Raw genomic sequence first — 20,241 nt, 5'->3', positions numbered from 1 at the left:
AGAGATTGAATGAAACCGTTCGAAGCCCCGCTTGGGGATATCCTGTTCTCGCTCGACCATGTGGCCCAGGCAACCGATCTGCCGGATTGGGACACAGACCTTGCCGGGGAAATAGGCGCGCATTTCGCGGCCTTCGCCCAGGGCGAAATCGCGCCGCTGGACGAACCCGGCGACATGCAGGGATGCAGGCTGGAAAACGGTCGGGTCATGATGCCCGATGGGTTTGACACGGCATATGCGGCCTATTCCGAACAGGGTTGGCCGTCGCTGACCGCGCCCGAGGAATTCGGCGGGCAGGGTCTGGGTGCGCTGATGCTGGCGATCACGTCCGAGGTGTTTTCGGGTGCAAACCACAGCCTGCAGATGGTGGCCGGGCTGGTTCCCGGCGCCGTGCGCACCCTGCTGCGGTTCGGCACGGCGGATCAAAAAGCGCGGTTTATTCCCCCGCTGGCGTCGGGTGACACGCTGGCCACCATGTGCCTGACCGAACCCGAGGCCGGGTCAGACCTGTCGCGCGTGCGCTGCAAGGCCACGCCTGCGGGCGATGGCTGGGTCATCTCGGGTGAAAAGATATTCATCTCGGGCGGCGACCAGAACATGAGCGACCGCATCCTGCATCTGGTGTTGGCGCGCACCTCGGATGACGGGATCAAGGGCCTGTCGCTGTTCCTGTGCCCCTGCACCCGTGCCGATGGCAGCCGCAATTCAATTGCCGTGACGCGGATCGAGGAAAAGATGGGGCTGCACGCCTCGCCCACCTGCCAGCTGGCCTTTGACGGGGCCGAGGCCGAGCTGATCGGCGCCGAAGGCCAGGGGCTGATGGCCATGTTCACCATGATGAACCACGCCCGGCTTGACGTGGCCCTGCAGGGCGTTGCCCACGCGGCGCGGTCTTACGACATCGCCTGCGCCTATGCCGCCGAGCGCGTGCAGGGGCGCGGCCCGGACGGCAGCGCCGTGACCTTGGACCAACATGCCGACGTGCGCCGCATGCTGGATCAGATCGACTGGCTGGCGATCAGTGGCCGCGGCCTGGCGCATCTGGCCTTTGTCACCATGGAATCGGAAACGGCCCCCGACCTGGTCGATTTCCTGACCCCGGTCGCCAAGGTCTATTGCACCGAGGCCGGGATCAAGGCGGCGGAACTGGGCATGCAGGTTCTGGGCGGCTATGGCTATCTGCGCGAATACCGGCTGGAACAGACCTATCGCGACGCGCGGATCACCTCGATCTATGAAGGTGCCAATGGCATCCATGCGCGCATGCTGGCGACCCGGCTTGCGCCGGGACCGGCGGGTGACGCCTTTGCAGGTTTCGTCGCACAGGAAAGCGCGCGCTGGGGGGGTGCCGAGATTTCCCGGGCGCTGGACATATGGCAATCGGCACGCGCTCAACTGGCAGATCAGGACGGCGCGGCGCAGGCGCATGCATTCATGCAAACCACGATCGACACTGTCCTGACCTGCATCGGCGCCCGGCTGCGCGCCGCCGCCGATCATCACGACGCGCCAGACAGGATCAGGCGCATTTGCGGTTGAGGCTTCGCCCGAACGGGGCAAGAATGCGCGGCCAGTGAACCCTAGTCTGAACAGCCGGAAAGGCGCCTATCATGTCCGAACACAAAGTGCTGATCGCCGGCGGAGGAATTGGCGGGCTGTCCCTGGCGCTGACCCTGCATCAGATCGGCGTGGACTGTGTTGTGTTCGAAAGCGTCCGCAACCTGCGCCCCCTCGGCGTCGGGATCAACCTGCAACCCAATGCCGTGCGCGAATTGTTCGACCTGGGCTTTACCGCAGATGACCTTGATACGTTCGGGGTGCCCGCACAGGAATGGGCGCTGGTCGGGTTGAACGGGCAAGAGATCTATGCAGAACCGCGCGGCACCCATGCCGGGTATAACTGGCCGCAATACGCGGTACATCGCGGCGCGTTCCACATGGCGCTCTACCACAGGTTTGTGCAGCGCGCCGGACAGGATGCCGTGCGCCTTGGCACGCGGGCGACCGGGTACGAGGTGAACCCCGACGGCACGGTTTCGGTTCAGTTGCAGACCGAGGACGGGCCCGCGCGCGAAACCGGAACGCTTTTGATCGGGGCCGACGGCATCCATTCGGCCATTCGCGCCCAGATGCATCCCGACCAGCCCCCGATCCATTGGGGCGGTGCCGTCATGTGGCGCGGTACAACGCTGGCCAAACCGGTCCGCACGGGGTCGTCCTTTGTCGGGCTGGGCACGCATAAGCACCGGATGGTGATCTATCCGATCTCGCACCCCGACCCCCAAACCGGCCTGGCGCTGGTGAACTGGATCGCCGAGGTTACCTATGACGATCCCGCCGCGCATGAGACAACGGGATGGTTCCGGCAGGTCGATACCAGTGACTTTGCCCATCATTTCGACGGCTGGGATTACGACTGGCTGGATGTTCCCGCGCTGATTGGCGGGGCGGATGTCACCTATGAAAACCCGATGATCGACCGTGACCCGATCGACACCTGGGTCGACGGCCCCGTGGGCCTGATCGGAGACGCGGCACACGCAATGTATCCCACCGGTTCGAACGGCGCCAGCCAGGCCATCATCGACGCCCGCATCCTGGGCGCAAAGCTGCTGGAACACGGTGTGGGTGCAGCGGCGCTGAGCGCCTTTGACGCCGCCTTGCGCGAACCTGTGTCCGAACTCATCCTGCGCAACCGGGGGGCCGGGCCGTTTGGCCTGTTGAACATGGTCAACGACCGCTGTGGCGGCACGTTCGACGATATTGATGCCGTCATTCCCGCCGCGGAACGGGCCGAGTTCATGGCCCGGTACAAGGCCGCCGCCGGGTTCGCCCGCGATGCGCTGAACGACGCACCGCCGACGATTGCACCGGATGCCCGTCTGGGCGGCTAGGATTGCAGGCCCAGCCGCCTGAGCGCGGTATTGACCGCAAGACTGAACACCTGCGCCTGCGGCGACAGGATTTCATCGGGCCGGTGCATCAGCCCGACAGGGCCCCGCGTGATCGTCGTATCGAACGGCAGCGCAACCATCCGGCCATCGGCGATTTCATTGGCGACAACCCCTGCCGAGATGATCCAGATCGCGTCCGACTGCCGGGTGTATACGCGCCCGAACGCGCCAGATACGCTTTCCAGCCTGTGTTCGATATCCCCAACCCCGTGGGCGATCAGGTATCGGTCCACCAGGGGCCGGATCGCGGACCCTTCGGGCGGGTAGATCACCTGCCATTCGCCAATCCGCTTGAGGTCGGGCTTGTTCAGCAGCGGATGCCCCGCGCGCACCACGAATTCAACCCGTTCCTCGTATAGCTGGGTAAAGGTAATCCCCTGCATCGTGTCCGGCTGCCCCAGCCGCCCGATGACCAGGTCCAGCTCGCCCAACCGCAACCTTTCGACCAGGTATCCGTGCGGCCCGTCCATGATCCGCAGGTTGGTCTGCGGGGCAAGCTCCATGAACTCGGCGAAAACGCTTGGCATCAGCCGCGCCGCGACGGAAGGCAGGGCCCCCACCGACAGGCGGGTCCGGCCTTGCGTGCCAACCTGTTCCACCCCGGTCAGCCCCTGCTGAATGGCGGCCAGCGACATTTCGGCGAAATGCAGGAACACCTCACCCTGCTTGGTCAGGGAAACGCCCGCGCGGTTGCGCAAAAGCAGGGTCGCGCCCATGATCTCTTCCAGCTCCTTGAGCGTTTTCGAAATCGCAGGCTGGGTCAGAAACAGCTTTTCCGCCGCAACCTTCAGGCTTTGTTCCCGGCAGATTTCGACAAAGCACTGGATATGACGGAACTTGATACGGCGGTCGATCATTTACTTTCTCGTTTCTGAAATTAAAACGGATTTAAACTCATTTTACTTTCCTTTTTCGTGCAAGCAATATGCAATTGAGGAGTTCAGGAGGAGACATCAATGCGCACCCAAGTCGCCATCATCGGCGGTGGCCCATCGGGCCTTCTGCTCAGCCAGCTTCTTGATCGCAAGGGCATTGATTCCATCGTTCTGGAACGCAAGACCAAGGACTATGTCCTGGGGCGCATCCGGGCCGGGATACTGGAAACCGGGTTCGTCGACCTGATGCGCGAGGCCGGTGTGGCCAACCGGATGGATGCCGAATGCATCATTCACGACGGCACCGTGATTTCGTATGGCGACACCCTGTTTGGCGTCGACTTCAAGGACCTGACCGGCAGCCACGTCGTGGTCTATGGCCAGACCGAAGTAACCCGCGACCTGTATGAGGCGCGCGAAGCGGCGGGTGGCAAGATCGTCTTCAATACGGAAGGCGTGACAATCCACGATGCCGACAGCGACGCGCCCCATGTCACCTATACCGTGGACGGAACCGAGCACCGAATCGACTGCGATTTCGTCGCCGGATGCGACGGGTTTCACGGAGTAAGCCGCCAGACCATCCCGCTGACAGTGCGCCGCGAATACGAAAAGCTTTACCCATTCGGGTGGCTGGGGATTCTGTCCCAGACCCCGCCCGTACACCACGAGCTGATCTATTCCGGGTCGGATCGCGGTTTTGCGCTGTGTTCGATGCGCAATGAAAACCTCAGCCGGTATTACATCCAATGTTCGCTGTCCGACACGCCCGAGGACTGGACCGATGCCGCCTTTTGGACAGAGCTCAAGCGCCGTATCCCCGAGGAATATGCCGACCGGCTGGTCACGGGACCCTCGATCGAGAAATCCATCGCACCCCTGCGGTCATTCGTGACCGAACCGATGCGCTGGGGGCGGCTGTTTCTGTGTGGCGACGCAGCCCATATCGTGCCGCCCACCGGTGCCAAGGGATTGAATACGGCGGCAAGCGATATCCACTACCTGTATAACGGGTTGCTGCAATATTATGCCGAAGGCGACAGCGAAGGGATCGACCGGTATTCAGAAAAGGCCCTGACCCGGATCTGGAAGGCCGAGCGGTTCAGCTGGGCCACCACAAATCTGTTGCACCGGTTCCCTGATCAAAACGCGTTCGATCTGAAAATCCAACAGGCCGATGTCGATTTCCTGCGCGAAAACCGCGAGGCGCAATCGGTCTTTGCCCAAAACTATGTCGGGCTGCCCTACTGATGCGGATGGCCGATCTGGATACCGTTCAGCTGCATTGGCACGAGGATGGATCGGCCGATGGTCCCGCGGTGGTATTTGCCAACTCGCTGGGCACCGACCTGCGCCTGTGGGACAAGATTGTGCCCCTGCTGCCCAAAGGGTTGCGCCTGATCCGGTTTGACAAGCGCGGCCATGGGCTGTCGTCCTGTCCCGATGCGCCCTATGCGATGGACGATCTGGTCGCGGATACCGAGGCGCTGCTGGACCAGATCGGCGTCCGTGACTGCGTTTTCGTTGGCCTGTCGATCGGCGGCATGATTGGCCAGGCGCTGGCCGCGCGCCGCCCTGATCTGATCCGGGCGCTGGTTCTGTCGAACACAGCGGCGAAAATGGGCGATGCAGCGATGTGGCAAAACCGGGTTTCCGCTATCCGCGCCGACGGGATCGAAAGCGTGGCCGACGCGATCCTCGACCGCTGGTTCGGCCCCGATTTCCGAAACACGGACGAGGCCGCCTTGTGGCGAACGATGCTGACGCGCACCCCGGTCCAAGGATATGTCGGTTGCTGCCAGGCCATCGCAGGCACCGATCTGCGCCCCTCGACCGCCAAATTGCAATTGCCAACCCTTGGCATCGCCGGCAGCGCCGACGGCGCCAGCCCGCCCGCGCTGGTCGAAGACACCACCAACCTGATCCCTGGCTCCCGCTTTACGGTGATCTCAGGTGCGGGGCATCTTCCTTGTGTGGAAAAACCCGATGAATACGCAGGCCTGCTGGCCGAGTTCCTGAAGGAGACATGTTGATGAGCGACCGATTTCAGACCGGCACCCATGTGCGGCGCACCATTCTGGGCGATGATCATGTCAACCGCGCCGACAGCAACACGACCGATCTGGATGCCCCGTTCCAGGCGCTGATCACCGAAGGCGCATGGGGCACTGTCTGGGCCTCGGACGGGATCAGCGACCGGGAACGGTCGATGCTGACGCTTGCTCTGCTGGCCGCCTTGGGGAATTTTGAAGAGATTCCGATGCATATCCGCGCCACCGCGCGCACCGGGGCCAGCAAACGCGACGTGCTCGAGGCGTTTCAGCATGTGGCCATTTATGCCGGTGTGCCGCGTGCCAACCATGCGCTGAAACTGGCCAAACAGGCCTATGCCGAAATGGAAAACGAATAATTCTGGGAAACGCGCAACCGATCCCAACCACATTGAAGGAGAACCGCCCAATGACCAAACCCGGCGAATTCTACCAAAGAGACCGAACCTGGCACCCGCCCGCTTTTGCCAAGGATTACAAGACCAGCGTCGCGCGCTCGCCGCAATATTCGCTGATCTCTCTGCAGAACTCTGTCAGCGAAATCACCGGCCCCGTCTTTGGCCACAATGACATCGACGCGCTGGACAATGACATGATCCACAACTACGCCCAGCCCGGTGAGGCGGCGATAGGTGAGCGGATCATCGTGCATGGCCGGGTGCTGGATGAAAACGGCAGACCCGTCCCCAACACCCTTGTCGAGGCGTGGCAGGCCAATGCCGGTGGGCGCTATCGCCACAAGAAGGACACCTACCTTGCCCCGATCGACCCGAATTTTGGCGGCTGCGGGCGGACACTGACGGACGAGAACGGGTATTACTTCTTTCGCACGGTCAAACCCGGTGCCTATCCCTGGCGGAACTGGGTGAACGACTGGCGCCCGGCGCATATTCACATGTCGATCTTCGGCACCGCCTTTGCACAGCGCCTGATTACGCAGTGCTATTTCGAAGGTGACCCGCTGATTGACAAGTGCCCGATTGTCAAAACCATCCCCGACAAGGCGGCGCAGGGGCAATTGGTGGCGGCCCTGGACTTGAATTCCTCGGTTCCGCTCGACTCGATCGCCTACAAGTTCGACATCATCCTGCGGGGTCGCCGTTCGACCCTGTTCGAAAACCGTCTGGAGGGGAATTGATCCATGGTTCAGCCACTGAATTACCTGAAAGAAACCCCGTCCCAGACAGCCGGACCTTATGTCCATATCGGCCTTGCGCCGGGCGCGGCCGGGTTCGACATCTATGACCAGGAACTGGGCTGGGACATCGCCGGCCCCAACGCCAAGGGCGAACGCATTCGGGTCGAAGGGATTGTGATCGACGGCACCGGGTCGCCCATCAAGGACGTGATGCTGGAAGCCTGGCAAGCCAATTCCCAAGGCAATTACGCCCATCCCGAGGGCGGCGGCGATGTCGAGGACGGCTTTCGCGGCTGGGGCCGCGTCATCACCGATTTCGAAACCGGCGAATGGGGTTTTGACACGGTAAAACCGGGCCGCACGCAGGGGCGCAATATCGGCCTGCAAGCGCCGCATATCAACCTGTGGATCGTGGCGCGCGGCATCAATATCGGCCTGAACACACGGCTTTATTTCGATGACGAGGCGCAGGCAAATGCCGAAGACCCCGTTCTGAACATCATCGAATGGGAGCGCAGACGCGCCACGCTGCTGGCCAAGCGCAGCGAACGCGATGGCCAAGTTGTCTATCGCTTTGAAATCAGGTTGCAAGGACAGGACGAAACCGTCTTCTTTGACATCTGACCCAAACGCCCTGCCGGTCCGGCCCGGACCGGCAGGGCCCAATCCCGGACCCAAAACATGACCAAACCCTGCATCATCTGCTGCGCCATCACCGGTTCCGTGGCCCGCAAGGAAAACAATCCCGCGGTGCCGACCACCGTAGACGAACAAATCGAAAGCACGCAGGCCGCGTTCGAGGCGGGCGCAAGCATCGTGCATGCCCATGTGCGCAACGACGATCAAACGCCCAGTTCCGACCCGGACCGCTTTGCCCGCCTCAAGGAAGGGCTGGAAAAGCACTGTCCGGGCATGATCATCCAGTTTTCGACCGGCGGCCGGTCCGGCGCCGGGCAGGAACGCGGCGGCATGCTGCCGCTGGCCCCCGACATGGCCTCGTTGTCCGTAGGGTCGAACAATTTTCCGTCGCGCGTTTACGAAAACCCGCCCGATCTGGTCGACTGGCTGGCGGCCACCATGCGCGAGAACGGCGTCACGCCAGAGGTCGAAGCCTTTGACCTCAGCCATATACTGCAGGCCATTCGCCTGCATCGCGACGGCAAGCTTTTTGGCAAGCTCTATGTGCAGTTCGTCATGGGCGTGAAAAACGCCATGCCCGTCGACCGCGAGGTTTTCGACTTTTACCGAAAGGTGATGGAGGACCGCGCGCCCGAGGCCGAATGGTGCGCCGCAGGCATTGGCGCGAACCAGATCGTCATCAACGAATGGGCGATTGCGGCAGGGGGGCACACCCGCACCGGGCTTGAAGACAACGTGCGCATTGACCGCGACACGCTGGCCCCGTCCAACGCGGCATTGGTCCGCCGCACCGCCGAGCTGTGCGAGAAATACGAACGCCCCGTGGCCACATGGCAGCAGGCGCGCGACATACTGGGGTTGAAGTCCGCGCCCGCCATGTGATCATTGCCACGCGCACAAGATACGAGAACCGCATGACCGATGTGTTTACCCATCCCTGGCTCGGCGGCCTGTTCGGCGACCCGCAGACCCAAGAGCTGCTGTCGCCAGAGCGGATGCTGGCCCATATGCTGGCTGTCGAGGCCGCCTATGCCAGGGCCCTGGGTGATACCGGTGTGGTCGACCCCGACATCGCCGCGCAAACCGCGGATCAGATCGCGGCAGTCACGGTCGATGCCGAGGCTCTCAGGCAAGGCATGGCCAGCGACGGCGTTGTCGTCCCCGCGCTGGTGCGCTGCCTGCGCGCCGCTTTGCCAGAACAGTGCCACCCGGCCCTGCACAGCGGAATGACCTCGCAGGACGTTACCGACACGGCGACCATTCTGGCCCTGAAACCGGTCTGCGCCTTGTTTTCGGGGCGGCTGCAATCGCTGATCTCGTCGCTCACCGAATTAAAGGCGGCGCAAGGCGGCCATTTCCTGATGGGCCGCACCCGGATGCAGGCCGCCCTGCCGATCACTGTCGCCGACCGGATGGATAGCTGGACGCGCCCCCTTGCGGATCACCTTGACCGGTTGGACCGGCTGACGGACGGGTTATTGCGCCTGCAATTGGGCGGCGCCGTGGGAACCCGGCACGCCATGGGCGGGCATGGCGAAGAAATCGCCGCCCTGATGGCGCAAGAGCTTGGCCTGAAAACCGCATCCCCCTGCTGGCACACCGACCGCAGCGCCATGGCCGAATTCGCGGGCTGGCTGTCGCTTGTCACCGGGTCCTTGGGCAAGATCGGGCAGGACATCGCCCTGATGGCGCAGCAGGGCATCGACGAAATCCGCCTGAGCGGCGGCGGCGGCTCGTCGGCCATGCCGCATAAACAGAACCCCGTTCTGGCCGAATTGCTGGTCACCCTGGCCCGTTACAACGCGACTTTGCTGCCGGGAATGCATCATGCGCTTGTGCATGAACAGGAACGCTCGGGCGCGGCTTGGGCGCTGGAGTGGATGATCCTGCCCCAATCAGCCCTGACCACCGGACGCGCCCTGACCGCCACCGCCGCATTGCTGGGTCAGATCCAGTCACTCGGCGCGAAAGACCCGCAAGGTTAAGCCGACCCGGCCCCGGTGGGGCAGGAATACGGCCTTTGGCTGGCGCTTTTTTTACGTCCGACGCAAAGCGCGCCGCGTATTCGTCCCGGAATTGCGACTGCGCCCAGGGGCAGATCATCCTATCGACGCCGGATTGCGGTCCCCAAGCGCCGGTCAGGCGACTTCCGAGATGGCGTTGGAGCCGAAGACACGGGCCAGATGCTTGTCAAACCGTGCAAAATCCGCATCCACATCCGGGTTCTTCATCACGTCAAACGCGCCATAGGTCGGCAGCGGCGACATGCCAAAGAACTTGGCATTCAGGTGAACCGGGCGCAGCAGATCGTCCAGCGACGCGCCCTCAAACAACGGCTCGGCCGGGTCATCGAAAGCTTCGGCAGGCGCGTTCAGCGTAACGGACAGCATGTAGGTGGTGCCGTGCAAAGCGCCACCGGTGCCATAGTTTTTCTTTGGCGCCTCGGCGACGCGGCCATCGCCAGCGGTCAGGCGGCCATCCATACCGGCGGTATAAACGTCGTCCATGTACTTCTTGAACGGCCACGGCACACCCATCCAGTTTACCGGGAACTGCATGATAACGGTGTCGGCCCATTGGTGGTTGGCAACTTCTTGTTCGACATCATAGCCGTCGGCGACCTTGGTCACGCGCACGTCGTGACCGGCGGCCATCAAAAAGCCAGAGGCGCGTTCGACCAACGCCGCGTTCAACTCGCCCTTGGAAAAGGGATAGGGCTGGTGGCCATTCAAAATCAAAATCTTGCTCATGGTTTCGTCCTTGGGTTTGCAGCGGATCGCCATCGGGCTCCTATCTGCTCACTCGGAAACGAAATTCAACCAGCATACTTTTTTGTTACCTAATTTGACATTTGCCGCAGAACGATCCCGTCAAGTTCGGGCGCGGCGAAATCCGGGTCAATTTCGCGCACCCAATCAAGGAAGGCGGCTATTCTACGCTGAACCTTCACCGCGTGATTTTCCGCGATGTCACGGATGAGATGGTCCAGAAAGGGGTTTTCAAACCTCTCCAACGTATCGGCCAAATAGCTCTGGGCAGAACCCTCTTTGCCGCGCAGGGCAAAACCGGGGATGACTTCGTCCTGCATCAGGACCCTAAGCTGTTGCCCGATCGGGCCTGCCATAAGGTCGCGAACAGTTGCCATGGGCCTGTTGTCCCCGGCCATCCAAAACGCGACCAGGGCCGTGTGCCCCAGGTTCAGGATATGGAGCTTCAATCTCTCGATCGCCTCCAGGTCGTCGACGATCTTTACCAACGGGTGACGGACGGGCGCGGCAAGGCCGTCTTGCGCTTGGATGGCCCACAAAGCATAGGGTTCGGCAACCGCGCCTGCGGGTTCGATGGGCTTTGATACGATCCGGTCCACCAGGCTGTTTGCCCAGATACACCTTGCCAGCCAATCCGTCAGCGCATCGCTTGCACCCTGCTCATGGGCGATTGCCATGACCCGTGCGCGCAAGACGGTGCCGTTTTCCGCGACAAGCTCCATCGGAAAGATCGTCAAAGGAGGCCGCCCCGCAGAATGGCGCGCCGCAAGCAGATGATACAGTTTGGCCGGATAGCTTTGATCCTGGGACGGCGCCCTGTGCCGGTCGGCTGGCCTTGGTTCAAAACCACGATCACCGGTGTTTGAGATGATCATCTTTGCTTCGTGCGAAACAACCCGGACCAGTTCCGGCCAGTCATGTTCCGTTGACAGGGTACGTTTTACACTGGTTACGCGGCGCTCTTCGTCGATCTGCCTGCCACCAAACACCCCGCGAATGCGCACCGGGAACCCGTCATCCGACGCAAGGGCGGCAAGACGGCGCGCGCGGGCCGGATCGCCAGAGCTTTGGACAACTGTAACGGCCCGGACCGGGTGCCCTTCCGAGAAAAACAAATCCGCATGCGCCTGCAGGAACCGCGAGGTTCCGAATTGGACAACCGGGGTCTCAAACCTTGGCTTCACGGGACAGCCGCCTTTCAAACATCTATCAACTTGATCATGCGCTCTAGCCGTTCCATTGCGCGAACCCCGTCTTCGATGTCCGGAACATTTCTGGATTCTCCGCGCAGCACGGCGGCAACATCCGCCAGCAAAGCGTCATAGCCCTTGTGGTCTTCATTGGCTGCTGCCGTAAAGTTGGGCGTCCAGCTTAGCGTGTCGCAATCGGGCGACAGCAAAGCGTGCGGATCCTGAGCCTTGAATGGCGGATCACGATACAGCGATACGTTGATTATGTTGTCCACATGCAGGCGCGCATGATCCCCCATGATCCGAATTTCTTCCATCGGCGTGCCGCGGGACTGGACGGTACCCATGACGATATTGCCGATTTTGCCCATTTCGGTGGTGAAATTCAGATGCAAAAGCAGCTTTCCCGGTTGCGGGGATATGCTGCGCACCTGCATGTCGCCAAAGTCTTCGGCCAGAAACCAGGGGATAAGGTCCATGTAATGGACACAGTGATGAAGGTAGAACCCGGTATAGTCCGGCTCGCCCCTGAAATAGGTCGGCGCGGTCATATACGCGCCGGTTACACCCAAGACTTGCCCAAATTCGCCTTGCTTCAGCACGTTCATCGCGATCTTGTTGCCCGTGGAATAGCGCTTCATGAAGCCAACCAGAACGGGTTTGCCGGCTTTTCGGGACGCTTTTGCGATCTCGCGCGCGCCTGCCGCGTCCGCGGCCGGTGGCTTTTCCATAAAGACCGGCAATCCGGCCTCAAGCGCGGCCAAGGTCGCCACCCGGTGCAATTCGGGGCCAACCGCCATTCCAATCGCATCAAGACCCGGGGTTTTGATCAGATCCTGAAAATCGTCCGTCAGGGACGTGACACCATATTCTGCGGCGGTTTGGCCCAGGGCCGCGCCGTCGCGGTCACAAAGTGCCGCAATGCGAAATCCGTTGCGCCCCAATTGCGGCAACAACATCTGCCGTGCATGTGTTCCGCAGCCTATCCACCCAATATTGATCATTGATCCACCTCTGCAAGCGCCAGCGCGTTTCGGATTACGCCCAAACCTGCGCGCAGTTTGTCGTCTTCGTTTTCGCGGGGCGCACGCCAATGGGCGATTGGCAATGCAATCCGGTCATCCGCGCGCCGGAACGGTTCAAGCGAAATCGGACCGGAATAGTCGACCTGCGCCAATGCCCTCATCACGGCGGTCCAGTCTATGTGGCCGGTTCCAGGATGGCCCCGATGGTTTTCGTTGGCCTGGAAATGCGCGATCCGATCCCCGGCCATCCGGATTGCATCCGGAATTGAACGTTCTTCCATATTCATGTGGAACGTATCCAGCATCAGCTTGAAGGCCGGATTGTCGACCGCATCGACAACCTCGCAGGCCTGGCGCGTCGTGGACAGAATGTCTGTTTCAAATCGGTTAAGGGCTTCCACTGCCAGGACCACACCCGCGGATTGCGCCAAAGGCGCGATGGTGCTGAAGGCCGAAATCGTGCGGTCGGCGCGTTGCGCAATGTCTGCGTCGCTGCGTGGAACGGGCGGGCGCCCGGCAAAAACCATCGGCTCGCCGTAAAGCGGCCCACCAACGACGCCACAGCCAAGTTGGGCCGCCACGTCGATGCACAGCTTCAGATAGTCCATGCCACCGATCTGGTCGGACCTGTTGTCCGATGCGACCGAGCGCTGTTGGTTGACCCGCGCCGCCAGAACCAAAGAGATCCCCGCATCATCGGCGGCCTGTTTCACCGCGCTGATTTCAAGATCGTCCTCTGGTTCGGGCACCAGCAATTCGACAAAGTCAAAGCCCAGGTCTGCGGCGGCCTGAAAATAGTGGAGATCGGCGCCGGTAAATGGCCGGATGAATTGCATCGAAATGATGCCGATTGGATTTTTCATTTCCAGTTCCTTTAATTCAGCCCTTGACCGCGCCCTGGGTCAGACCCGAGATCAACCGCTTTTGGACGATCAGAAACAATACGGTCGCCGGCATGGCGCCAACGATGCCGCCAGCGGTCAGCAAACCCCATTGAACCTCGTACTCGCCGATAAGTGTCTGTACGGCGACCGTGATGGTCCGGACGTCACGCCCGCCAAGCGTCAGGGCGTAAAGATATTCGTTCCACGAGGTGATAAAGATATAGATCCCCGTCGCGATGATGCCCGGCATGCAAAGTGGAAGAACAACGCGGCGAAGCGCCTGCAGACGTGTGCACCCATCTGTCATTGCCGCCTCATCAAGCGAGCGCGGAATGCCGTTTATGTAGCTGACCATCATCCAGATCGAGAACGGGATCGCGACGGTCGAATTCGCAATGATCAGCGCAACATGCGTGTCCAAAAGACCCAACATCCGCATCAGAACGAAAAGCGGCAGGATCAACAGGACCAGCGGAAACATGTTGATCAGCAGGAACTGCAGCATCAATACCCGCTTGCCTTTGAAATTGAACCTCGAAAACGAATATGCTGCAGTCACACTGAGCGAGAGGCCGACGATCACCGTGCCAACCGCCACAATCAAACTGTCCATCAGGTTGTCGGAGAACCCGACAGTATCGAACAGTCTCGCATAGTTTTCGAATGTCGCATTCAGCAGCGAAGGCCCGGAGGTAAAAAGCGTTTCCTCGGGGCTTACCGAAGTGATGAACATCCAAAGGTAGGGCCCCAAGGTAAACACGAGGATCGCCAGCATCGGAACTTCGATGGTCAGAAACCGCTTGAGCTTGGGTGTTTTTCGAATGGCCATTAGTCCACCGCCTTTCCGGTACGACGGAGGTAAAAGACAACCACGACCATCAGCATGATCGTGAACAGGACGGCAATGGACGAGCCATAGCCGAAATCGAGATTTGTCCGCGCCTTGATGAAGGCATAAAGCGGAAGCGTATGGGTCGAATAGCCGGGTCCGCCGCCGGTCATCACGAAGATGACGTCAAAACTGTTGGCCACCCAGATCATTCGAAGCAGGACAGCCGTCATCATCACGCCTGCAATTCCCGGCAGCGTGATATGCCAGAACTGACGCCACGCGCTTGCGCCGTCGATGGATGCCGCCTCGTAATAGCTGGCGGGGATAGATTGCAAACCAGCCAGGATCATGACCGCAAAGAACGGAAAGCCCTGCCAGGTCAGCGTCAGGATAATGGATGCCAGCGCGGTATCCGGATTTGCAAGCCAGGGCACCGCCTGCTGTATGACGCCAAGGCGCAGCAGGAATTCATTGGCGACACCATAGTTGCTGTCGTAAATCCACGTCCACATCAGCGCGATCACGACGGACGGCAAGGCCCACGGAATGATGATCAGGGCGCGCGCAAGCGGGCGCCACCAAAAATCCTGGTTCAACAAAAGGGCGGTGATCAATCCAAGCAAAAGCTGCGCCGGGATCGTGGTGCACATCCAAATCGCCGTGTGTTTGAGCGAGATCCAAAACACCTCATCGGCCAGGGCCGCGCGAAAGTTGTCGAGGCCCACCCAGTTGAAATCATTCGGACGAAAAAGCACGTATTCGTGCAAGCTCATCCAGGCCGTCTGGACCATCGGGAAAAAGACAATGGCCAGGGTCACCAAAACGGCCGGTGACAGCATTGCATAGGGCAGTATTCGACGCCCAAGGGCGGAACGGCGCGCCGAAATATCGGGGTCTTGAATTGCAGTCGTCATGGGCGGCCAACTTCAGTAAATAAGTGTAGGGCTGAATGTTGGAAGCAAGCATTCAGCCCTTTGAAGGCACTATTCAGAGAACAATGCGTCGATGTTTGCGTTCATTTCTTCGGCCGATATTTCGCCGATCAGAACGCGCTGCATGTTCGTCGGCCAGACCGTGTTGACAAAGTCAGAGGTCGCCGAGCTTGAAGGCAAAAGCTGGGCCGCCGGGACGCTGGCTTGTGTTGCTGCAACAAACCGTTCCGGGTGCATGGTCCAGTTCGACGCGTCCGCCTTTACAACAGGAAGCTGGCCCGTTGCCTGGTTGAACGTCGTGTTATGCCCCTCGGACGACAGAAACGAGATCCATTTGAAGGCCGCTTCTGGATCTTCCGCATTGGACAGGACGGCTGTGCTTTCGTCACCAAAGGCTGTCCAGGACCCGCCACCGCAGGCGGGCACCGGAGCCGCGGAAACCTTGTCGCCAAGCGCCTCGACCATACCGTTTGCCGATCCGATATGGTGGATGGTCATGGCCGTACGGCCAGCCTTGAACGCCCCGATGATCTCCTGGAACCCGTCATTTGGCGCAGACGGCGGGAAAACCTGATCTTTCTGGAACAGGTCAGCGACAAACTGGGTGCCGGCGACACCCGCCTCAGAGGTGATGCCATCCGTCAGGCTGACATCCTGTGCGCCCAGAACAAAGGTTCCCCAGTGGTCGTGCCCGCCTTTTGCACCGCGAAAGCCAAACCCGTACACGTCGGTCTGTCCGTCGCCATCAGTGTCACGCGTCAGCGCTTTGGCAACATCCCGGAATTCGTCGCATGTCGTGGGAACCTCAAGGCCAAGCTCTGCCAGCATGTCGGCGCGGTAATATAGGTACAGCGCAACATATTGCACCGGAAGATAGTATTGCGAACCGTCCCCGCCTTTGACCAGGTCGATCAGCCCATCTTCGATATTGGCGGCACCGTCCCAATTGGCAATGTCGTCATCGATCGGGTGCAAGGCCCCCAGTTCGATCAAACGCGGTTGCGCGAACAGTTTGACCATGGCCGCGTCCGGCGCGTTGCCGCCAACGATCGAGGTATAGAGCTGGTCGTAATAGCTGTTCCATGGAACGTTTTCCGCATCCACCTTGATACCGGGGTTTTCGGCCTCGAACTCGGCAACCAAAGCGTCCATCGGGTTGTCCGCATTGTCGAAATGGTACCAGAACCGTACCGTGGAATCCGCATATGCTGCGCTGGTCATCAAAGCGAGCGCCGACGCGACCCCTACTATGTTGAATGGTTTCATTTTTTCCTCCTCCGTTGGTTCACCGATTTTCGACGGTGATTTTTGAAAACACCTTTCCTGCCTGCTCAAACGCCTCCCGCGCTTCTGGCAGGACAGAACTCATTTGCATGAACCCGTGGACAACGCCCGGAACGCGGTCAAAGACATCCTCTCGTCCAAGAGCAAGCAGCCGCCGGGACAGTTCCTCTGAATCAAACAGCAAAGGGTCCAGTTCGGCCGCGTTCAAATAAAGCGGCGGCAGTGCGCGCAGCATTTCGTCATCTGACGTCAAAGGCGCAACAAGGGGGTCATTTCGCGCCGCTTCGGGTGCGTACCAGTCCCAGTATCGCATCATCTTGTCACGGGTCAGCCCCGGCCCGTTGGCGTTGCGGATATAACTATCCGTTTCAAAATCGGCCCCATAGACGCCATAGAACAACAGACCGCAGGCGGGCAGCTCGTCGCCCGCCGCGATCATCGCCAGCATGGCGGCCAGACCAAGATTTGCCCCGGCGCTGTCGCCTGCAATGCTCCAACGACGATCAGGCGAACGGGCGCGCCACGCCGACAGAACATCGTCCAGGCCCGCCGGAAACTGATCCTCGGGCGCAAGCCGGTATTCGATTGTCAGGACCGGGCAGGCACAGGCGACGGCCAGCTGACGGGCCGCGCCTTCATGCGTGGCCGCTGAACAAAGAGCCCAGCCGCCGCCATGAACATGCAAAATCGCGTCGGTCCCCCTGTCGTTTTCGGGCACGACCCAACGCGCGGCCATTCCGGCATGAACAACGGATTGCGCGTCGGCCATTTCAGGCAGGTCCGAATTCCACCGCCTATTGGTCAATTCAGCCACCGCGCGGGCCTGACCGGGCGCCATGAGCGTCGGATCACCGACCCCGGCATCCTCTTTGGCAAGCCATTCGACGACGGCGGCCATGTTGGGGCTCAGGCGGGTCATGACAAAGACGAACCACCCGTAATCACTGGGCCAATATCCACGATAGTCGCGATGTGATGCGACAACAATTGGTCCAGCTGTTCCGCGTCACGCGCCTGAACCGCGCGGACGATTGGCAGATGCCGTTCAGCGGTCGCCTCCAAATCCCGGCTGCCGGACGAGTTCAGAATTTTGAAGCGGTGGTTGTGGATCAGGCAACGCGCCAACATCGGCGACACCAGCGGCAGGTCCGCGACCTGGAACAGGCGCAAGTGAAATGCCCGATCACAGACGGACAGCATATATTCGTCATTGTCCCGCGCCGCGTTGCGCATGGCATTCAGAAGGTCGTGCAAATCACGATCCAGATCCTGATCGGCATTCGCGATGACACGGTCAAGAAAGCGGCATTCAATCTCGCTGCGGATATGCAACAGCGCCTGGGCGTCTTTCGATTCGCAGGGCGAAACAAAGGTCCCGTTATTGGGTTGGCGTTCGACCAGGCCAACCTCGCTCAGCTGCATCAACGCTTCGCGCACCGTTCCCTGGCTGCAACCAAAGCGCCCGGCAAGCTCCATCTCGGTCAAGACCTGCTTTGGGCTCAACGCGCCCAAAACGATTTCTCTTTGCAGCTTTTCAAACAGCACGCTGCTCCGGCGTTTGGGCTGCTTGGGAAGCAAGCTTGCATATCCGACATTATCAAAAGATTCCAAAGCCATAGTCAGCCCCGTCTTGCATCGTGTGTTTCGAGCCTGGCTTTTGTGCTTGCTCGTCATTATCGATATTGCTACCATTATCGATATCGATAATACAACTGAAAAATGTCGAAGGCCCCTGTGGGAGGAAGAAATTGGCGAGTATCGAACTACAAGAGATCGTAAAAGATTACGGTGCGCACAGGGCCATTCACGGTGTGGATTTACAGATAGGCGACGGGCAATTCGTTGCGTTCGTGGGGCCATCCGGCTGCGGAAAATCGACCATGTTGCGCATGATCGCAGGTCTGGAAGAAATCACCGACGGCGTGCTGCGTATCGGTGACGCCAAGGTCAACGACATGGAGCCAAAAGACCGGGACGTGGCGATGGTGTTCCAGGACTATGCCCTGTATCCGCACATGAGCATCCGCGAAAACATTGGATTCGGTCTGAAGATGCGCGGGTGGAAATCAGACGAAATCGCGCCGCGGGTCGAGCATTCTGCCAACATCCTTCAGATCAGCGCCTATCTTGATCGCAAACCAGGACAATTGTCCGGGGGCCAGCGTCAGCGGGTGGCGATGGGGCGGGCCATCGTACGAGAACCCTCGGTCTTTCTTTTTGACGAGCCGCTGTCCAATCTTGATGCCAAGTTGCGCGTCGAGATGAGAACGCAGATCAAGCGTCTTCACGCCATGCTTGGAACAACAATGGTCTATGTAACCCATGACCAGACCGAGGCGATGACCCTGGCGGACAAGGTTGTGGTCCTCAAAGATGGGCACATCATTCAGGAAGGCCCGCCGATGACGCTTTACGACCGGCCCAATTGCCGGTTTGTCGGCGAGTTCATCGGATCGCCCCAGATGAACGTGTTTTCGGGGCAGATCAAACGCACGGCCGGGACAGTCAAACTTGTCATACCAGGATCAGAGATTGACCTGGGTAATGTAGAAATTGCCGATGGTGCGTCCGTGGATGCGGGAATCCGACCAGAACACCTTGAGCCGGCCAATCCGGGCGAAGAAATGATCGTCGCGAAAATCGATGTCATCGAACCGCTCGGTTCTGACACAATGGCGATCTGCCGGGTCGGAGAGCACGAACTGACCGCACGGCTGGATTCAAAAATGCCGCTGGCCGCAGGCCAGGAAATCCGCCTTGGATTTGCGGCCTCGAATTTGCACTTTTTCGATCCCGTCAGCGGCATTCGCCTTTAGGAATCGGTGAACAGGTTGGAATGGAACGCGCCGCCCAGACACGGGCGGGGCGTCAGGATTGGCACACCTGGCCAATCCTGACGCCCTGGTTCCCAGGGCCGACCGGCAGCGGGTCAGAACCAGCTTACGGTATCCGCCATCGCTCGGCGGGTTTTGGGATATTCGGGGTCCTTGGCGCGATAGCCAAAAGCGAACATGACGGCCGGTTTCCACTTGCCGGTGTCTATACCGAAATGTTCGGCCAGCGTTTCGGTCGTGCGGGCCATATCGAACCCTTCCATCGGGCAGCTGTCGATACCCATCAGCGCACCGGTCGTCATCATGTTGGCCAGGACGATATAGGCCTGTTTGCCGGACCAGTCGGTGATCTCGCGTTCGGTAGTGACGTTGTGATCGGTGGTCTGGAACTTGCCATAGGCGTCGTTGAACATGTCGATCACATCGTCGGGCAGGTGTTTGACCTTCCGATAGTGATCCACAAGGTACTGAGACCCCGCTGTCATCGTCTGGGCCGTACTTGCAAGGATTATGCCAAAATGGCTCGCTGTGCCCAACTGCCCCGCAGAGCCGTTCATCATGCCGTTCGCGCCCCACGAAAACGGCCGGAAAAGCTCGCGTTTTTCCTGGGCCTGAACCATGACGATCTTGAACGGCTCATGCCCAAAGGACGTGGGCGACAAGCGCGCAGCCTCAAGAATTGTCTCGAATTCCTCGTCCTTGATCTTGCGGTCCGGGTCAAAAACCTTGGTCGCATGGCGAAAGTTGAAAGCGTCAAGGATCTGCGATTGCAGATCCGAGGTAACGTTGGTGATCACATTCATGGGGCGCTCCGTCTGGCGTTGTCATGTCTGAC

The 20,241-nt window shown here is 60.2% G+C and carries 21 protein-coding genes; 10 read left to right on the top strand and 11 right to left on the bottom strand.

Features of this window, described 5'->3' with window-relative positions; translation table 11 throughout:
- Nucleotides 1–9 precede the first annotated feature (9 nt).
- Entirely contained in the window at nt 10–1,539 is a 1,530-nt protein-coding gene (locus tag ACXAG8_RS08080) for an acyl-CoA dehydrogenase family protein (RefSeq protein ID WP_475223323.1), read from the top strand.
- Nucleotides 1,540–1,610: 71 nt separating this feature from the next.
- Complete coding sequence (locus ACXAG8_RS08075) at nt 1,611–2,894, top strand: flavin-dependent oxidoreductase (protein ID WP_475223321.1); 1,284 nt, start codon at nt 1,611–1,613, stop codon at nt 2,892–2,894.
- Here the strand turns inward: ACXAG8_RS08075 and pcaQ are convergent.
- The gene (gene pcaQ / locus ACXAG8_RS08070) at nt 2,891–3,811 is read right to left on the bottom strand and encodes a pca operon transcription factor PcaQ (protein ID WP_475223320.1); all 921 of its coding nucleotides are present in this window, start codon (nt 3,809–3,811) and stop codon (nt 2,891–2,893) included. The genes ACXAG8_RS08075 and pcaQ overlap by 4 nt on opposite strands.
- A 99-nt stretch (nt 3,812–3,910) precedes the next feature.
- Here pcaQ and pobA point away from each other — a divergent pair, with 99 nt between their 5' ends.
- The 7 genes from pobA to ACXAG8_RS08035 are packed head-to-tail and all read left to right on the top strand — an operon-like array spanning nt 3,911 to nt 9,642.
- Nucleotides 3,911–5,080, top strand: coding sequence for a 4-hydroxybenzoate 3-monooxygenase (gene pobA, locus ACXAG8_RS08065; RefSeq protein WP_475223319.1), 1,170 nt, complete (start codon nt 3,911–3,913; stop codon nt 5,078–5,080).
- Entirely contained in the window at nt 5,080–5,862 is a 783-nt protein-coding gene (gene pcaD / locus ACXAG8_RS08060) for a 3-oxoadipate enol-lactonase (protein ID WP_475223318.1), read from the top strand. The genes pobA and pcaD overlap by 1 nt, the downstream gene beginning before the upstream one ends.
- A complete protein-coding gene (gene pcaC, locus ACXAG8_RS08055) occupies nt 5,862–6,239 on the top strand; it encodes a 4-carboxymuconolactone decarboxylase (protein ID WP_475223317.1) in 378 nt (125 codons plus the stop codon). Before pcaD ends, pcaC begins: the two co-directional genes overlap by 1 nt.
- 50 nt (nt 6,240–6,289) lie before the next feature.
- Complete coding sequence (gene pcaH, locus ACXAG8_RS08050) at nt 6,290–7,018, top strand: protocatechuate 3,4-dioxygenase subunit beta (protein ID WP_475223316.1); 729 nt, start codon at nt 6,290–6,292, stop codon at nt 7,016–7,018.
- A gap of 3 nt (nt 7,019–7,021) precedes the next feature.
- The gene (gene pcaG / locus ACXAG8_RS08045) at nt 7,022–7,642 is read left to right on the top strand and encodes a protocatechuate 3,4-dioxygenase subunit alpha (protein WP_475223315.1); all 621 of its coding nucleotides are present in this window, start codon (nt 7,022–7,024) and stop codon (nt 7,640–7,642) included.
- A 57-nt stretch (nt 7,643–7,699) separates the two neighbouring features.
- Complete coding sequence (locus ACXAG8_RS08040) at nt 7,700–8,539, top strand: 3-oxoadipate:acetyl-CoA acetyltransferase (protein WP_475223314.1); 840 nt, start codon at nt 7,700–7,702, stop codon at nt 8,537–8,539.
- A gap of 32 nt (nt 8,540–8,571) precedes the next feature.
- Nucleotides 8,572–9,642 (top strand): 3-carboxy-cis,cis-muconate cycloisomerase, encoded by a 1,071-nt coding sequence (locus ACXAG8_RS08035; protein ID WP_475223313.1) that lies wholly within the window; start codon nt 8,572–8,574, stop codon nt 9,640–9,642.
- A 153-nt stretch (nt 9,643–9,795) separates the two neighbouring features.
- On the opposite strand, the gene ACXAG8_RS08030 is transcribed toward ACXAG8_RS08035, so the two are convergent.
- The 9 genes from ACXAG8_RS08030 to ACXAG8_RS07990 form a co-directional block, all read right to left on the bottom strand.
- Entirely contained in the window at nt 9,796–10,407 is a 612-nt protein-coding gene (locus ACXAG8_RS08030; protein WP_475223312.1) for an NAD(P)H-dependent oxidoreductase, read from the bottom strand.
- An 89-nt stretch (nt 10,408–10,496) separates the two neighbouring features.
- The gene (locus tag ACXAG8_RS08025) at nt 10,497–11,609 is read right to left on the bottom strand and encodes a mannitol dehydrogenase family protein (protein WP_475223311.1); all 1,113 of its coding nucleotides are present in this window, start codon (nt 11,607–11,609) and stop codon (nt 10,497–10,499) included.
- A gap of 14 nt (nt 11,610–11,623) precedes the next feature.
- Entirely contained in the window at nt 11,624–12,619 is a 996-nt protein-coding gene (locus ACXAG8_RS08020; RefSeq protein ID WP_475223310.1) for a Gfo/Idh/MocA family protein, read from the bottom strand.
- Nucleotides 12,616–13,503: a sugar phosphate isomerase/epimerase family protein gene (locus ACXAG8_RS08015; protein ID WP_475223309.1), complete on the bottom strand. Its 888-nt coding sequence runs from the start codon at nt 13,501–13,503 to the stop codon at nt 12,616–12,618. The genes ACXAG8_RS08020 and ACXAG8_RS08015 overlap by 4 nt, the downstream gene beginning before the upstream one ends.
- A gap of 16 nt (nt 13,504–13,519) precedes the next feature.
- Nucleotides 13,520–14,353, bottom strand: a complete 834-nt coding sequence (locus tag ACXAG8_RS08010) for a carbohydrate ABC transporter permease (RefSeq protein ID WP_475223308.1) — start codon at nt 14,351–14,353, stop codon at nt 13,520–13,522.
- Nucleotides 14,353–15,270, bottom strand: coding sequence for a carbohydrate ABC transporter permease (locus ACXAG8_RS08005; RefSeq protein ID WP_475223307.1), 918 nt, complete (start codon nt 15,268–15,270; stop codon nt 14,353–14,355). Before ACXAG8_RS08005 ends, ACXAG8_RS08010 begins: the two co-directional genes overlap by 1 nt.
- Before the next feature lie 69 nt (nt 15,271–15,339).
- Entirely contained in the window at nt 15,340–16,554 is a 1,215-nt protein-coding gene (locus ACXAG8_RS08000) for an ABC transporter substrate-binding protein (RefSeq protein ID WP_475223306.1), read from the bottom strand.
- 19 nt (nt 16,555–16,573) lie between these two features.
- The gene (locus ACXAG8_RS07995) at nt 16,574–17,491 is read right to left on the bottom strand and encodes an alpha/beta hydrolase (protein ID WP_475223305.1); all 918 of its coding nucleotides are present in this window, start codon (nt 17,489–17,491) and stop codon (nt 16,574–16,576) included.
- The gene (locus ACXAG8_RS07990; RefSeq protein WP_475223304.1) at nt 17,488–18,189 is read right to left on the bottom strand and encodes a GntR family transcriptional regulator; all 702 of its coding nucleotides are present in this window, start codon (nt 18,187–18,189) and stop codon (nt 17,488–17,490) included. The genes ACXAG8_RS07995 and ACXAG8_RS07990 overlap by 4 nt, the downstream gene beginning before the upstream one ends.
- A 131-nt stretch (nt 18,190–18,320) precedes the next feature.
- Here ACXAG8_RS07990 and ACXAG8_RS07985 point away from each other — a divergent pair, with 131 nt between their 5' ends.
- Nucleotides 18,321–19,388: an ABC transporter ATP-binding protein gene (locus ACXAG8_RS07985; RefSeq protein ID WP_475223526.1), complete on the top strand. Its 1,068-nt coding sequence runs from the start codon at nt 18,321–18,323 to the stop codon at nt 19,386–19,388.
- 113 nt (nt 19,389–19,501) lie between these two features.
- Here ACXAG8_RS07985 and ACXAG8_RS07980 read toward each other — a convergent pair whose 3' ends face one another.
- Entirely contained in the window at nt 19,502–20,209 is a 708-nt protein-coding gene (locus ACXAG8_RS07980) for an NAD(P)H-dependent oxidoreductase (RefSeq protein WP_475223303.1), read from the bottom strand.
- Nucleotides 20,210–20,241 lie beyond the last annotated feature (32 nt).

This window comes from Ruegeria sp. ABD4_443, from assembly GCF_056160865.1.
Note: the sequence above shows the minus strand (reverse complement) of the source record. Positions and strands in the feature narration are given on the sequence as shown.